15 protein-coding genes are annotated in these 15,330 nt (G+C 64.3%); 6 read left to right on the top strand and 9 right to left on the bottom strand.

From position 1 onward, the window contains the following. Nucleotides 1-102: 102 nt before the first annotated feature. The 7 genes from CKO42_RS20105 to CKO42_RS20075 form a co-directional block, all read right to left on the bottom strand. Nucleotides 103-1,182, bottom strand: coding sequence for a DUF3150 domain-containing protein (locus tag CKO42_RS20105; protein WP_200247960.1), 1,080 nt, complete (start codon nt 1,180-1,182; stop codon nt 103-105). Nucleotides 1,183-1,252: 70 nt separating this feature from the next. Next, nucleotides 1,253-1,645, bottom strand: coding sequence for a hypothetical protein (locus CKO42_RS20100; protein ID WP_200247958.1), 393 nt, complete (start codon nt 1,643-1,645; stop codon nt 1,253-1,255). After that, on the bottom strand, nt 1,642-2,601 hold the full coding sequence (locus CKO42_RS20095; RefSeq protein WP_200247956.1) for an AAA family ATPase: 960 nt from the start codon (nt 2,599-2,601) through the stop codon (nt 1,642-1,644). Before CKO42_RS20095 ends, CKO42_RS20100 begins: the two co-directional genes overlap by 4 nt. A gap of 244 nt (nt 2,602-2,845) precedes the next feature. Next, entirely contained in the window at nt 2,846-3,859 is a 1,014-nt protein-coding gene (locus tag CKO42_RS20090; protein ID WP_200247954.1) for a YqaJ viral recombinase family nuclease, read from the bottom strand. A gap of 77 nt (nt 3,860-3,936) precedes the next feature. Beyond that, nucleotides 3,937-4,941 carry a recombinase RecT gene (locus CKO42_RS20085; protein ID WP_200247951.1) on the bottom strand — a complete coding sequence of 335 codons (1,005 nt, stop codon included), beginning with the start codon at nt 4,939-4,941 and terminating at the stop codon, nt 3,937-3,939. A gap of 210 nt (nt 4,942-5,151) precedes the next feature. Continuing rightward, nucleotides 5,152-5,592 (bottom strand): single-stranded DNA-binding protein, encoded by a 441-nt coding sequence (locus tag CKO42_RS20080; RefSeq protein ID WP_200247948.1) that lies wholly within the window; start codon nt 5,590-5,592, stop codon nt 5,152-5,154. A gap of 62 nt (nt 5,593-5,654) precedes the next feature. After that, nucleotides 5,655-5,810, bottom strand: coding sequence for a hypothetical protein (locus CKO42_RS20075; RefSeq protein WP_200247945.1), 156 nt, complete (start codon nt 5,808-5,810; stop codon nt 5,655-5,657). Between the two features lie 401 nt (nt 5,811-6,211). Between CKO42_RS20075 and CKO42_RS20070 the strand changes: the two genes are divergently transcribed. Beyond that, entirely contained in the window at nt 6,212-6,427 is a 216-nt protein-coding gene (locus CKO42_RS20070) for an antitoxin MazE family protein (protein WP_200247939.1), read from the top strand. 265 nt (nt 6,428-6,692) lie between these two features. On the opposite strand, the gene CKO42_RS20065 is transcribed toward CKO42_RS20070, so the two are convergent. Next, nucleotides 6,693-7,202, bottom strand: a complete 510-nt coding sequence (locus CKO42_RS20065; protein WP_200247937.1) for a replication initiation protein — start codon at nt 7,200-7,202, stop codon at nt 6,693-6,695. Between the two features lie 285 nt (nt 7,203-7,487). On the opposite strand from CKO42_RS20065, the gene CKO42_RS20060 reads away from it, so the two are divergent. The 5 genes from CKO42_RS20060 (at nt 7,488) to CKO42_RS20040 (ending at nt 14,882) form a co-directional block, all read left to right on the top strand. Continuing rightward, entirely contained in the window at nt 7,488-7,880 is a 393-nt protein-coding gene (locus CKO42_RS20060) for a type II toxin-antitoxin system RelE/ParE family toxin (RefSeq protein WP_200247935.1), read from the top strand. Then, nucleotides 7,852-8,166 carry a helix-turn-helix domain-containing protein gene (locus tag CKO42_RS20055; protein ID WP_200247933.1) on the top strand — a complete coding sequence of 105 codons (315 nt, stop codon included), beginning with the start codon at nt 7,852-7,854 and terminating at the stop codon, nt 8,164-8,166. Before CKO42_RS20060 ends, CKO42_RS20055 begins: the two co-directional genes overlap by 29 nt. 542 nt (nt 8,167-8,708) lie before the next feature. Beyond that, a complete protein-coding gene (locus tag CKO42_RS20050; protein ID WP_200247931.1) occupies nt 8,709-9,740 on the top strand; it encodes a conjugal transfer protein TraF in 1,032 nt (343 codons plus the stop codon). Then, nucleotides 9,740-11,164, top strand: coding sequence for a conjugal transfer protein TraH (locus tag CKO42_RS20045; RefSeq protein ID WP_200247929.1), 1,425 nt, complete (start codon nt 9,740-9,742; stop codon nt 11,162-11,164). The genes CKO42_RS20050 and CKO42_RS20045 overlap by 1 nt, the downstream gene beginning before the upstream one ends. A gap of 10 nt (nt 11,165-11,174) precedes the next feature. After that, nucleotides 11,175-14,882, top strand: a complete 3,708-nt coding sequence (locus CKO42_RS20040; protein ID WP_200247927.1) for a conjugal transfer protein TraG N-terminal domain-containing protein — start codon at nt 11,175-11,177, stop codon at nt 14,880-14,882. Here the strand turns inward: CKO42_RS20040 and CKO42_RS20035 are convergent. Further along, nucleotides 14,841-15,197, bottom strand: coding sequence for a hypothetical protein (locus CKO42_RS20035; protein ID WP_200247925.1), 357 nt, complete (start codon nt 15,195-15,197; stop codon nt 14,841-14,843). The two genes, CKO42_RS20040 and CKO42_RS20035, sit on opposite strands and share 42 nt — an antisense overlap. Nucleotides 15,198-15,330 lie beyond the last annotated feature (133 nt).

The following is a 15,330-nucleotide window of genomic DNA, read 5'->3' as shown; positions in this document are numbered from 1 at the left end:
GGGTGCTCCAAGTTGACTGGAGACACCGGCCCCCAAGGGGGCCGAGTGCCCCCGAGGGGTGATGGATGAAAGGATGAGGAGCCGGGGCTCAGGGGCTAGCGGTTAAAACCAGAAGTCCTGACTGTGGACCGGCTCACTCGGTGGTGTGACGGTGGGTTCGGCAGGCGGTGTCATCGAAGACCGATCGCTCGTTGCCTCCCCTGTGTCTTGAGGAGGCGTTTCGAACAGCACGTCGAAGTCACTGGCCACATCGGCGGCTTCAGCCGGGAGCGCGTCCCCCGTCTCTGACAGGGTGGGCGTTTGAACAGCCGTCTCGGCCGGCATCAGTGCCTCCAACGCCAACAACCCGGCGCCATGACGCGCCATGGTCTCGGCATCGCTGACCAGACGCATCAGCGCCCAGCCCTCGAGGAAGCGTTGGCCCTCGATCGGGCCGGTCAGCGGCAGCCGGGCCAGCCATTGACCGATAGCGTGAACCACCGGATCGATCCGTCGATCGACGAAGCTCAAGGCATCGAGCTTCTCATGCACCCGCCGGAAGGTCCCCAGCGCACGCCTTGAGAGGGCGGCCTGGCCGACGAACGAGCGCTCCAGTCCGCGGGCGATCTGCTCGACCTCGGTGAAGATGGTCTCCCCGACATCGCACAAATCATCCGCCAGGGTATCGGCCGCGACCACCGGCGAGCTCTCGATGCGCAGCGCCTGGACACGAAAGCGAAACTGCCGCCGGACCTGCTCCACGGGATCAACGGCGTTGCGGATCGCGCTCGACCAGTCCGGATAGGCCGCACACCAGGCATCGATATGGCGGTCGTAGTCGGTGAGGAAGCGCTCGGCCTCGGCTTGAGCCTCGGCTGCGATCGCGGCCGCGCGCTGCTGCAGCTCCGCCGCCCGGCGATCCGGGATCAGATAGCCGCCCAGGAATCGCGTGCCAACCGCCAACAGCTCACGCTCGAGCTGTTGTTTGTGGCGATGGAACACGCGCAGGGCTTCGGGATTACAGACCTTCTTGCTCCCCAGCGAGACCAGATCCACGGGTGGACGCTGGTCGCCCAAGTGCAGGTCTTCGGCGCGCAACTGCTTGCGCCCGGACCAGATGCGGAAATCGATCCGAAACAGCGTCATCTGTTCGGTCAGCCGCAGCACCTCAGGCGCCGTCAGGCTTTGGGTGGTGTCAGTCATCAGAAAAGACCTCCTGCGCCGCGCCAGACCCGCTCAGGGTCCAGCGACAGCGCATCGTGGCGAAAGGGCGTCAGAACCAGAAGTCGTCCTCGCCTGCGGCGATCTGCGACAGATCGAGCGCACCAGGGACGAGGCGTGAGGCGGTTCTGGACGAACGAGGCGCCGCCGCTGCCGGGATAGGCCCGGTGGCGGGGGCGCTGGGATGGATCAGGACCAGGGCACCCTCCTTCAGCTCGGCCTCGCCGAGGGCGACATAGCCCTTGCCCTGTTTCTCAGCGGCTCGGCGCAGCACCAGGGTTCCGTCCCGGGCGGCATACTGGCGCTGTTGGCGCACCTGACCGGTGCGTCCCCAGCAGATCTCCAGATCACCGTCGGCCAGGCGTCGATAGGCCCAGTCCTTGGCGGTGCCATCGGCGTGGTGATAGCGAAACAGCCGCCAGGTCGACGCGACCCCGGCACTCATGGTGTCCCGCTCCACAGCGGTCCGAGCACATCGGCGGCAATGCGATGAATCGCGGTGCGCTCCTCGGCATCCGCGCGTGCGGTCAGTGCCTGATCCAGGGCATAAGCGAGTGGATTCGGGGCCCCCTTGAAGGTCACCGCCAGGCGTGCCCAGCGCACCAAGGCGCGGGTCGAGAGCGTCACCGTCAGCTCACCGCCCTGGGACCCTTCGTCTTCGGAACCCAGGAACAGCCGCCGCACCTCCTGGGCGACGCCGACCAGCTTCTCGCGGATCTCCCGCGGCAGCTCGGGGACTAGCTGCTCGAGCAGCCTGGTTTCCACCATGGCGTCGGGATACGCGACCCGCAGCACGCGGAAGCGATCCAGGAAGGCCAGGTTCTGCCGCAGCACACCCTGGTAGAGGCCGGTCGCATCGCCGGCACCGGCCGAATTGGCGGTCGCGATCAGGCGAAACTTCGGATGCGGCGCGATGACCTCGCCGCCATTGGCAGGGATCACCAAGGGCGCACCCTCGATCACATCATTGAGCCCGGCCAGCTCGGCCGGGTCCATCAGATCGAGCTCGTTGAGGATCAGCAGCTGGCCCTCGCGTGCGGCGATCGCCAGCGGACCGTGCATGAAGACGGTCTCACCACGGATCAATTGGAAGCCACCGAGCAACTCGTTGAATTCCAGGCGTCCGTGACAGGTCACCTCCTGCACCGGCCAACAGAGCCGGGCGGCGATCTGGCGGATCAGCGAGGTCTTGCCGGCACCGGTCGGTCCGGTCAGCAACAGGCCATCGCCATGCGCTGAGCGCAGGAACGCCAGCACCGCATTGAGGCCCTGGCGGAAGACATAAGGCGTGCGCAGTGGCACCAATGGATGCTGCTCATCGTCGTAGCCTTCGATGCTCAGTCCGCTCGGGGCCTGGACATCAAAGGTCTGCGCGACGGCATAGCGTTGGAGTCGGGGCATGGATCGGTCTCCTGCATAGAACGAGGAGACAGCCCATCCCCGGCGGGGGAGCGGTCTCCCCGTGGGGTGGTCAAAGGGGCCTCGAACAGACGAGGCCGGCGTTGAGGTCGGGTCTTGTTAGGCGCTCCGACAGGCGCACAGAAAACCGTTGCGGTCGGCCTCGGGACCCTCATCACAAGGACACCGAGGCCGACCGCCTGCCGAAGGCAGGACGGTCGGGTGTTCGATCAGGATCAGGCCGGGCTCAGAACCAGAAGTCCTTGGCGTCGGCGGCGTCGGCCGCCCGAGCCACGGCATCGGCATCGAAGTCGATGTTGGCCTGGTCGGCCTCCTCTTGGACGCTCACGCGAACCCGCTCCGAGGATTTGCGGCGAAAGCGCTCACAGGTCTGTGCATCCAGGTCCGGCAGCAAGGCCTTGAGCAGCTCAGGATAATCCACGCTGCCTTTGGCGCAGAACCGGGTGATGTGGAGTCCATCCGACTCGGCGATGAGCGCGTCGCCCATCAACGCGGTCAAGTCGGTCTGCAGCGCATCCCGGTCGCGTTTCCCGGCCTTCAGCTCGGCTTCAAGGCCTTGTACGCGCGCATGCATCTGCCGATAGCGATCGGCCAGCGCTCGCCAGGCCTCAGCCTGCTCCCCGGTCGGGATGAACAGATCCCGCGCCGGATCTTTCTCCGGCTCTCGTTTGGCCTGGATCGCTTCCCAAAAGGCCAGGCCCTCGGCGACCAGTCGTCGGATCAGCGCCGGGTCGCGTTGCAGCTCGAAGACCTCGACATGATCGGCGTCCTGGTAGAACACCAGATAGCCGGTCTCGGCACCGGCCACATACAGCTGATGCTGGACCTGCGGTGCGTAGAGCCGATAGGCGAGCGAGGCTCGGCCGTGGCGGCGCACCTCGGCAAAGGTCTTGGCCGCCGGCACTTTCAGCTCGACTGGCTCGCCGGCGTCGTTAAGCCCGTCGAAGGAGGCCCGCAGGAGCGGCTCCTCGTCGGCTTCGGCGCACAGGGGCATCAGCAGCGTATCATCGCGTTGCTCGACCCACTGTCGGGCGGCCTCTTCCAGGCGGTTGCCGCGTTGCACATGCGGGTTGTTGGACAGATCGGGTGGGCGGGCCAGCCCGGTGCGCTCGGCCCAGAGCCGCCAAGGCGTCTTGTAGGGCGAGTGGCCGAGGATGACCGGCGTTTCTGAGGCGGTGATGCCCTGCGCGCGCCACGCCTGCCAGGCGTCGCTGCGCTGGGCGACATCGATGAGTTTCATCAGTGGCTCCGGATGTCGGGACGGCCGATGCGAACCCGCTTGGGTGTGCATCAGCCGTCGTGATCAGGGATCCTGGATCAGGCCGCTTGCCGGGACGCGGTCTCGGTCTGCGCCTGGCTCAGGGTGGTGAGTGCGTAGTCCAGTGCGGCGCCCGTGCAGCGCTCGCGCAGATACTGCTCAGCCTGGGGCCAGGCGGCGTTCTCGCCAGCACGGGCGATGACCCGATCGATGCGGTCTTGCATCGCCGGATCGAGCGCCATGGAGGCTGAAGCGGTTGCGGTTGCGGCGGCATCAGCCTGCGCGTTCGAGTCCGCTGATGGCGGTGTCGTTGCCACAGGCGCGGTCGGTGCTGCGGCTGAGGGTCCAGCGCTTGGGCTCGAGCGGTGACTGGCCGGTGGGTTCGGCCCCGTCACCCCCGCATCAGCTTCGATCACCCGGCCTTCCATCTCCTCGGCCGTGTAGGTGGCCTCTTCCGGAAAGGCGGCGCGCAAGGACGCGGCCTTGGCGCATTTCATCAGCTGACCGCGCGGGCGCTTGAGCCACATGTCGGCTGGCAGCTCCGAGTAGGCGCCACCAAAACGGGCATAGGCCTCGAGCCAGAACACCGGCTCGGTGAAAGCGCAGCGCTCGCCGCCGACCAGGCGATAGACGGTGACTTCGCACCATTCAGGGAAGGCGACGGTGCTCTCCAGATCCTGCCAGGTGCCATCGCGTTTGAGACGACCACGAAAGGTACGCTCCTCGATGGGTCCAAAGCGCGGTGGATCGATCCCGGCCCACTGGCCGGTGCGCGCGGCGGTGGTCTGCAGCTCGGCGATGCCTGGCCAGACTGTCTCGATCTCCCGGCCCTGGGCCTTGGAGTACATTGGCACCACATGCACCGGGCGTTTCATGATGTCCAGGTTGCGCGCGGCGCAGTAATGCACTGCGAGCAGAATCCCCTCGGCGGTCTTGGCCGACGGAAAGATTGAATCGGTCAGCACCTTCCAGGTGCTCGGCGTGAGGTTCAGGGTGGGATCGGCCGTTGGCATCGGAATACGCGGCTGATCGCCCTTGGGCGTTGATGATAAGGAACGGGCCATGTGGACCTCCGCTCAGATTGCGATGAAGGGGTCGGCGCGGCTCAGCCCTCGCGCTCGAGGCGGCGTGCCCGTCGCTCGAAGCGCTGGGCGCGCTGCCAGGTGAGCACGCGAACAGGATCCTCAGCGCGTCTTGCGCAACGGCGCAGCAGCGCTGCACGTCGCTGCAAACCTCGGGCTGTGGAGCGCCGTTGGCGGCGACGCAGCAGGGGCTCAGAACGGCATGTCATCGTCGACGTCGGCGACGGCCGGCTCGGGGGCACGACGAGCGGACGGTCCCTTGGACCCTGTCCGACCTGTCGCGGCCGCTGGACGTTCGGCCTCGGCGGGTCGTCGATCGAGCAGCTTCAGTCGCTCGGCGACCACCTCGGTGCGTTGGCGCTCCTGGCCGTTGTCGTCGTTCCAGCGGCGCGTTTGTAGCCGGCCTTCGACGTAGACCAGTGAGCCGGAGCTGAGGTAACGCTCAGCGATCTCGGCGGTGCGGGCGAACAGCACCACGCGATGCCATTCGGTGCGCTCCTGCGCCTGGCCCTGTTTGTCGGTCCAGCGCTCGGTGGTGGCGAGCGAGAGATTGGCGACCGGGGCACCATCGGCGGTGCGACGCAGTTCGGGATCGCGGCCGAGGTGGCCGATCAGTTGGGTCTTGTTCAGCATGTGAATCATCTCCTAAGGCAGAGAGGCCGCACCCGTCAGTGACGGGCGCGGCGGGGAGTGGATTAGCGCCGCCGACTGCGACGCAGGTAAGCGGGCAGATCGAGCGGCTCGTCCTCGGGAAGCAAGGGCGGGGCGATACGCGGCTTGCGCAGTCGGTCGCTGAGGCGCCAGAACAGCACCTTCCAGCGGCGTGGCAGACGCAGGGAGAGGGGTAACATCGCAGGCTCCTGGGGGCCTGAGGCCCCGGATGGATGATCGGGGACCACGGATCGCGGGGGGATCGCCAAAGGATCAGCAAGATCCGTGGCAGGACGCGCTTGAAGGCCCCAAACGGGGTGAGACTCATAGCGTCTTCGGTCTCAGGGATCGCGGGCGGTTGGAGGCGCGCGATCGGGAAAACAGGGGGGCTGCTCAGCCGGGCAGGACTGAGTGCGCCGTCCGTGAGGAGTATTCGGGGTCTGGGCGTGGAGCGCAGCAGGGAAAGGCGTGCGGAATCGACTTGATTCGCGATGCCATGGCGTGGCGCGATGGACGGCGCAGTGGTTCTGGCCACTCGCGAGCCGGTCGTTTGACGACTAGACTCTATGTATCCTGATCAATCGGACGCTACGAGATGCAAATGGGCGATCAAACTTTACAGAATCCAGCCAACCCATCGGAGCTTGAGGCGCGTGGTCTACGTCCGGTCGTCCTCTGGGTGCCTGATACACGGCGGCCAGGATGTGCCGATGAGTTCAGGCGACAGCTTTCGCTGGTCGAATCGGAGCCGGATGATCGTCAGACCCTGGACTTCATCGAGGCCGCTGCCTGGAGCGATTTGCGCCGCTGTTCGTGACACACGAGCACTGAATATCACAATGCAAGCGTTAGGTGACGGCGATGGTGGATGCAGATATCACAGAGATCGAAGAGGCTGTGCGACGTCTTCCTGTGTCAGAACAGGTCCGTTTGATCGAGGTGATCGCACGCTCGTTGCGCGAGCACGAAAGACGTTCCACGCGGGACAAAACGGCGCTCGGGCATTTCCTGGATGAGATGTCGAGTCTCCCGAACGCATCTCCCTGCAATGACTTCTCGAATCGAGACCATGACAGAGCGCTCTACGGCGAACGGCCGTGATGGCGATGCAGCACTCGCGGACGGTCTTTGTCGATACCGGCTGGATGCGACAGCAGATGCAGTACGATCTTGCCCAGGTGACGAGCAGGGCTGACAGCATTCATGTTCACCGCTTCGCGTAAGCGGTGGCTATCGCTCCGTGCTCCGCCTCTGCTTGGATCAAGTCCAAGCTCACGCATGAAACCCGCGAGACTGTTCCCCAACTCAAGGCGTTGGTTTTGCTTCCTGAGCGCCTCGGTCGTGATCCAGAACAGCAACAGATGGGGAATCGTCCCGTCAGGATAGCCGTAGGTCTCTGATGTCTGGATCTCATAGCCGGGCTGGATGGCAAGGGTCAGGTTGCCATTGTTGCGCTTCCACAAAGGAACATTACCGGGGTCTTTATGCGGCAAGGTGCATTGCACAAGCTCGCGGGCCAAGTAAGCGGCATCCTGTTCGCTTGGTTGATCCTGCTCAATCTCATCAGCCGCCTCGATCAGCTTCAGATGCACGCGCGTGGGTTGCTTGGGGGGGAGCCTTCGCCTTGGGCCGACGCTTGCGCAGCTTCGGAGCAGGATTCGCGGGGGCGGTATCCGGCGCGGGAGGGTCACCCGGCCCCTAGAAAGTCGTCCTCAAGGTCTAGTTGCTTTGGGTCCTGATCCTGCTCGCTCATCGTCTCCGCCTTCCTCGCCTTGTTCTTCTGCGACTCTGCCACGCTTCGACCTTGTCCCCAAGAGGAAAAAAAGGGGTTGTTTTAGCATAGCACTTAGTGCTATAGGTAGTACGAGGAAAAGGACATGACAGCTTACAAAACACGATGGTTCGACCGATGGGCGCGGAAGCAGGGACTCACAACAGCGGCACTCTGCGCGGCTGTCCGCGAAATGGAAGCGGGATTGTATGAAGCCGATTTAGGCGGCGGTCTCCTGAAAAAGAGGATTGCGCGACAGGGCCAAGGGAAAAGTGGCGGTTATCGGACAATGATAGCCACGAATAACAAAGATCGCTGGTTCTTTGTATTTGGCTTCCCCAAGAACCTGCGTAGCAATATCGACAAGGACGAAGAGGAAGCGTTGAAAAAACTGGCCTCACATCTGTTGTCATTGACAACAGTAGCAATTCAGAAAGCGAAAGAGGACGGAGAATTGATGGAGGTATGTCATGAGAAAGACGAAATCACCCATTCTTGAAGCTGTCTATGAAACAGCAAGCGGACTGCATAAAGCGGGCGTCATGGATAAAGTCACGCTCCGCGAGTTCGACCGGATTTGTCTTCCCCCTGTCGAACCTCTCGAGCCCGAAGACATCCGCCACATCAGAGAGGGCGCAAACGTCAGCCAAGCCGTTTTTGCGTCGATGCTGAACATCAGCCCGTCAACGGTTCAGAAATGGGAAATCGGAAAAAAGAAACCGACAGGAGCCGCGCTTAAACTGCTCCATATCGTCCAGAAAAACGGGCTGGATGCTGTCTGCTAGGCTCAATCTTCAGGAAATCCTCGGCCTCAAAAACTTGCCAAACTCAAATTGGGGTAGACCCAACAGTCAACAGGGGCCATCTAGGATCGGCGATGGCGGTACTTGGTCGTCTTCTGCGGCCTGTGCGAGTGCCCGGTAGAGGGTGATGCGGTGGATCTTGAGGATCTTCGCCACCGCGCAGATCCGCGTCGCTTTCCTTCAGTCGCTCCGCGATCGTCAGCAGATCGCGCGTCGAGCGTGCCAACCGATCGAGGCGTGCGACACCACCACCATCCTATTGCGCTGCGGGCGCACCGTCAGTATCAGCCGTTGGGCAAAGCGGACCTCGACTTCATTCAGGCTCGATTTGGCGTTCGCCCGAGGTCACTCCTCCCGACTGTGGTTCAGAAGACGCTGCAGTGCGGGAAGAGGCGCACGAACCGATGACAAATCGCTGCAACGGACCCTGAACGGCACAACCGCAGTCGGCCCGGCGCAAAAGCGATGCGAAACGATGAGTTTTCGCTGTCGCGCCGGCGCGGCGAATTCTCGACCATGGGCGCATGCATGCTCAACGCGCCCTTCTGGTTTGTTCGCTGCTCGCGCTGACGGTTTCAGCCGCAAAGGCAGCCCCTGGTTATTCTGCTCGTTTCTACGAGCGCAGTGCCGAGGGCTGGTTCTGGTATGCCGAGGAGCCGCCTGAGCCTGAGATCCCTGAGTCGGAACCGGAACCGGAACCGCAACCAGAGCCGGCACTGACCCCTGAGCCACCGCCACCACTGGCCCAGCCCTCGCCACCTGAGGAGCCAGTCCCCAGCGCCCCGGCACCCCTCTCCGCCGCCTGGCTGCGCGAGAACCTTGAGCGGTATCGCGACCAGGCCATCGACGACCCTTCGCCGACCAACGTCGCCCTGTATCTCTATCTGCAGCGCCTGGTGCTCGACAAAGCCGAGCGCTTCGCCGAAGCGACCCAACGCGCGGTCTGGGCCGATCCGCTGCTCGATGAGACCACGCGGCGACCACTCGCCACCTTTGCCGCCAACCTGGCCAACCGCGAGGCCGGTGCCGCTCGAGACGCTGCGCTCAAGCTGATCGCCGAGCAGGCCGGACTATGGTTCTTCTACCGCGCCGATTGTCCCTACTGCGAAGCCCAGGCGCCGCTGCTCGACCTGTTGACCACGCGCTATGGGCTGGCGGTGCGGGCGATTGCACTGGATGGACGTCCACTGCCAGGCGGCTTCTTCCCAAGCTTCGCCACCGACGTCGGTCAGGCCAAGGCCCTTGGTGTCGTGTCAACACCAGCGCTGTTCCTGGTCCGGCCCCCCGCTGGCGTGGTCCCGATCGCCCAAGGCGTGCTCTCGCTCGCTGAGCTGCAGGAACGCCTGGTCAATGCCGCCACCGAGGCCGGCTGGATTCCCGAGCACTGGCGTGAACGCACCCGCGCCCGCGTGACCGACCTGCGTCTCGACGGTACGCCGCTCCAGGATGCTGAACGGACCGACGACCCTGATCAGCTGCTCGAGCGCTTGCGCTCGCGCGCCGTCCTGCCATCGCTTCCACCTCTGACTCCGACTCCGACTCCTGGAACTCCCTGATGCGTTCAGCCCCGCTTCTCTTTTCCTCGGCGCTCGTCGGCTTGATCCTGAGCGTCCCGATCCCGGCCAAGGCTGACCTCGCCGACGAACTGGAGACGATGTTCAACAGCCTGGTCAACGTCACCGATCCGACCGCTCATCTGGGCCAGCGCCGCGGCGTGCTCTCCGGTGGCTCGGTGGTGGCGCGCAACCGACTGATGAATACCAACCTGGTCAATGTCGTGCCGCCGAGCTTCGAGGCCGGCTGCGGTGGCATCGATCTGTTCGCCGGCAGCTTCTCGTTCATCTCCCGCGATCAGCTGACGCAGCTGTTTCGCTCCATTGCCTCGAATGCGGCGACCTACGCCTTCAAGCTGGCCCTGGACTCGATGTGCCAGAACTGCGGCCAGGTGATGGACTCACTGCAGAAGAAGATCCAGGCCCTGAACAGCCTGTTCGCCAATTCCTGCCAGTTGGGCCAAGGCGTGGTCAACGATGTGGTCGATGCCTTCGACACCCAGCACAAGATCAAGCATTCCGAGGCCTCGCTGGTCCGAGGACTGGGTGATGTCTTCGAGAGCTGGTCCAGCGTCACCGGTGAGGACCCCATCGCCCAGGTCCAGCGGGCTGATCCTGAGTACGCCCGCACCGTCTTGCAAGGCAACCTGGTCTGGCGGGCGCTGAAGACCGAAGGCGTCACCAGCTGGTTCGGCAGTGGTGATGACGCCTTGCTCGAGGCCCTGATGTCGGTCACCGGCAGTGTCATCGTCGGTCCGTTGGAGCCGAGCCCAGACGGGCAGGGCAGTAACAACCGCATCACGCCGTTGCCTTCGGTGTTGACGCTGCGTGATCTGCTCCACGGAACGACGGACACCTCGGAGGTCCGCGTCTACCGCTGCGCGCCAAGCCGCGATGCCGACGGCTGTCTGGCGCCGACCATCCAGACACTCAGCCTGGAAGGCATGATCAGCCGGGTGCGGGCGCTGCTGATCGGCGATGCCGGCAGTCCCGGCCTGATCGCCAAGTTCCGCCTCGGCACCGATGACTTCTCCGCCGATGAGCGCGCCTTCATGCAGCAGGCGCCGAATGGCTTGGGCGGCGCTGTGGCCAATCTGGCCAGGACGGATGAAGGCACCGCGGTGCTGTTCGCCGAGCAGGCGGCGCCGGTGATTGCCTTGGAACTCGTTCAGTTGATGCTGCATGACATGGCCCGCGCGGTCAGCGTCTCGACGACGATGACCGACAACGCCTATGCGCGGTTGCTCCGCGAACAGATCGCGGAGGCGCGCTCGGAACTGCGCACTGAGGTCGAGGTCGTCAGTGCCCAATACGGCTCCGCCCACGAGCAGCTGGCCTACTACACCGACCTGCTGCGCTCGGCCAAGGCGACCCCCTACCTCAGCGTTGAGCAGGCCCGAGGCGGTCGGCTGACCCCGGAAAACTAGGAGGCACGCGATGTTCGAGATCTACTCCATCGGCGATGCCGCCTTCCTGACCCAGATCCTCAATGCCGTTGCCGCGCTGACCGGCACCGGCGACTTCCGGCAACTGATCGCCGTCGGGCTCGCGGTCGGTGTGATCATTGGCCTGTTCCAGGGTCTGGTCCAGCAGACGCTGCAGATCGGGCGCTTCTTCATCGCGCTCTTGGTCTATCTGTTGGCCTTCGGGGCCTCGGTCTCGGTGACCATCGAGGATGGCTACAGCGGTGCGGTGCGCGTTGTGGACAATGTCCCGGTCGGACCCGCCGCCGTCGGCTCAGCGTTGTCCAACGTCGGCTATGGCGTCACGCGGCTGATGGAGCAGGCCTTCGCCACCCCGGCGATGACCGAGCATGGCTTTGCCGATGCGCTGCAGACCCTGACCAGCGTGCGCAAGGCGACGCTGTCGCGGGCGACGCTGGGCGCGGCCAATGAGCCGGTGCCGGGCTCGGACGTGGAACGCTCCCTGGTCAGCTATGTGGCCGACTGTGTGCTGGCTGATGTCGATACCCAGCGCCGGACCCTGGATCAGGTGATGAAGGCGCCGGATCTGAATACGGCGCTGGCCAGTAGCAATGTGGCCTTCACCACCGTGTTCATCGAGGCGGGTCGGGCGGTGACGCTGCCCTGCGATCAGGCTTGGCGGCGGATCGAGACCTTGTTGCCCAATCAGTTCGTCCCGGCGCTGAAAGAGACCTTGCAGGCGCGCTTCGGGGTGGCGAGCGTCACCGATGTCGACGCCAAGCTGAACAACGCGCTCGATGCCCTGGCCGGCGCTGGCAGAGACGCCCAGCAGTTGATGCTGATGTCAGCCGCACTCGGTTGGCTGGAGAAGGGCATCATACTGACGCATGAGAACCGGTTGCAGTGGTCGGCGGCGACCACGGTGCAGCAGGCGATTGCTCAGCGCAATGCACAGTGGGCCGCCGAGCAGGCGCTGTTCCTGAACATCGTGCGTCCGATGCTGACCTTCTTCGAGGGCTTCATCTATGCCGTGGCTCCGCTCATGGGCTTTGCCATTGCGCTTGGTCCTTTTGGTATCAGTCTGGCTGGCAAGTGGCTGTTGTTCGCGCTCTGGACCCAGCTCTGGCTGCCGGTGCTGGCGATCACCAACCTGTATCTGCTGATGGCGGCGGGGCGGGATCTGGATGCCTTGGCCAACACGGCGAATCTGGACCCGTTCTCCTTCTATGGGCTGATGCAGCTCGATCAGATCCTGCAAGATTATCTGGCCACTGGTGGCATGCTGGCGGCCGCGACGCCGGCGATTGCGTTGATGCTGATCTATGGCAGTGCGATCACGGCGACCCATCTGGCTGGCCGGCTGCAGGGTAGCGACCATATCGCCGAAGGCAACCTGGCACCGCCGGCCATGACCACAGCGCCGGCCCTGGCGATCAGTGCTGGGTTTCAAAGTACGCCCTATGCCGGGACCACGGCGATGGGTGCGGAGAACGTGCTGCCGCGTTTCGACATGGGCACGCAGGCGAGCCGTGAGGTGGCGCGCTCCGAGCAGGCGCTGATGCAGTCGTCGCAGCAGTTCATGCAGAGCCTGGGGCAGACGGCGACGCGCTCGGCCTCGCAGAGCGGTGAATCGTTCGAGCAACGGGCGTTGGGCTTTGAGTATTCGGCCAGTACCAGCGCCACGGATCGCACGCTCTACAGCGAGGGCAGTAGTCTAGCGCGGAAGTCTTCGGAGACGGGGCTGTCTGCCGATCAGATGACAGGGCTGTTGGCGACGGGACTCGGACTCAAAGGTCAGGGGCAGTCGTCACGCCAGATCGGTGCTGAGCTCAAAGGCCGCCTGCAGAACCAATATCAGGTGACGGAGCAGGTGGCACAGCAACTCTCCGATGAACTCACCCAACGGGTGACGTCGGATACAGGCTTTCAGTCCAGCCTCGCCGAGTCCGTCAGGCAGGATGCTCAGCAGGGCAACCGCAGTGTGTTCACCGAAGGACTCAGCCGCCAGGACAGTGCCCAGCTGCAAGAGAGCGCCTCCGATGTGGTCCAGGACAGTCGCGCTCATCAGCGTGCCGAACGGCTGTCGCAGTCGGCCGCGGCCTCCGGCAGCTATCGCGCGGCCGAGGTGGGCCAACGCCTGGCCAGTCAGCCTGCGTTGGCCCAGCAGGCCTATGGGGCGATCGATCGTCTTGGTCTGACCGGCGATCACGAACGCGTTGCGAGCTGGTACAACGCGATGGGTGTGTTCACCAACCCCGAGCAGGCGCGTGCCGCGGCGGCGATGCATCTGCTGGCCGGCTACGCGCAGCCGGAACGGGCACTCAGCGGCGGTGAGCGCTTGCAGGCCCGCGAAACCGCGTTTGGTATCCTGGGCGAAGCCTTCCACGGTCCGGGTGGTACCGGAGCTGATCCCGAGCCTGCTGGAGGAGTTGGTGAGTTTGGGGGTGCAGCGGCCTTTGGATCGACGCGCGATCAGGTGATGGGCGCGGGCCTGTTTGATCCGCGTGCGGCGGCTGGTCTGGGCGATGGGGCGGGAGCGGCTATCCATCCAGCCACCGGCGCGGCGTCCGTTGAGGCCTTCCATATTGGAGCGCAGGCCCGTTTCGCGGACGTCGAACAAGGACAGGCGCAACGGGTCGCGGCAGCGCGTGCAGCACATTGGGAGCGGCAGATCATCACAGACGCCAACAGCTACCGCTCGCCGGCCGAGGCGAGTACCGATGCCATCGCCGGCGGCATCGAGAACCTGTTGCGACGCGGCATGATCAAGGGCGATCGCGCGATCGAAGCCTTCAACGGCCTGCTCAGTGGTCTGCAGAGCGGGGAGAGCTGGCAGGGGGCCGTGGCTCAGGCCCGCGAGCGCTACGGCGATGCGATTGGCACCCTGGCCGATTATCAGCTGCAGACGCTGCCACCGCAGGCGCTGACGGAGTCTCAGGAGGCGTTCTACCGCAGCCGGGTCGATTGGGCCTGGATAGGCCATACCGCCTTCAGCGGTCTGGAGATCACAACACCCTCGCATGAGGCGCAACTGGACCGGCTGATCGATGAGCATGGACCAGAACTCGGCCAGGCGATTGCCGGTCAACTCACTGGCGCTGCGCACAGCCTCGACAACAGCAAGCTGGCCGGCATCATCGCCTACAACCGGGCGCAGTCTGTCGTCGATGCGTCGGAAAAAAAAACCCTGGAATCCGCCTCGACTAGCCAGGGACTGATCCATCATGCCGTCACCGGTGGCGTTGCCGGGCAGGTGCTCGATCTGGTCGCCGGACCCGAGTCACTGGGAAACTACAATGCGCTCTATCGCGATGCCGATCAGTCAGCACTGAACCTCAGTGACCTGTCTCTAAACGAGGTCCAGGCACTGCAACAGCGCCTGGTCGCTGAGCGCGGCGGTTCGCCCGTCGGGCGCTATCAGATCATCGATGACACGCTCGACGACCTGATGGCGCGTCTTGGCCTCAGTGGACAGGAACGTTTCACCCCGGAACTGCAGGATCGGATGGCAATGACCCTCGCGCGTGATGCGGGATTGACTGCTTGGGAGGCGGGTCGGCTGCCGAACGACACCTTTGCGCACAATCTCTCGCGCATCTGGGCGGGGCTGCCGGCGGATGCCAGCAACCACAGCTACTACGAAGGTCTGGCGGGAAACCGGGCGACGGTGGCCTGGTCCTCAGTGATGGATGGACTCGAAGGGATCCGACGTCGGGAATGACGTCCATGCATCGAGGTGCGATCCAGCCCAGAGGCTATCGTCGTCAGCGTCGATGGCGCTGTCCTGGAATGCAAGGGTTTGGCAGATCGACTCGGGCGACTCATCGAGATCGAGTCCGTTCTGGGTATTAAAGGGGCCAAGCGATAACGGGAAGTCTGTGTCCGGGTCAGGGCGCTCGAGCGGCTCAGAGGAAGTGACCGAGTGTTCGGCACACAGGCACTGCTCGGGCGTTTCGTTGGCCGAGCGGATGCGGTCCATCCATGCGCTGATCACGAGCACCAGGATGAACACCGCCCAAGCCGTCAGATGCACCATCAGTAATGGAATGGTCCGCCCCGCTCCTCCAACACACCCCGAGCGGGCACAATAAGCGATGATGAGAACCCATCGTCAACCAAGGTAGCGGAGCAGACCAATGACAGAGACTCACAAAGACCGGGCCATCACG

The sequence above is a fragment of the Lamprobacter modestohalophilus genome, from assembly GCF_016583905.1.
Classification (GTDB): Bacteria; Pseudomonadota; Gammaproteobacteria; order Chromatiales; family Chromatiaceae; genus Lamprobacter; species Lamprobacter modestohalophilus.
This window is presented reverse-complemented; position numbering and strand designations above follow the sequence as displayed.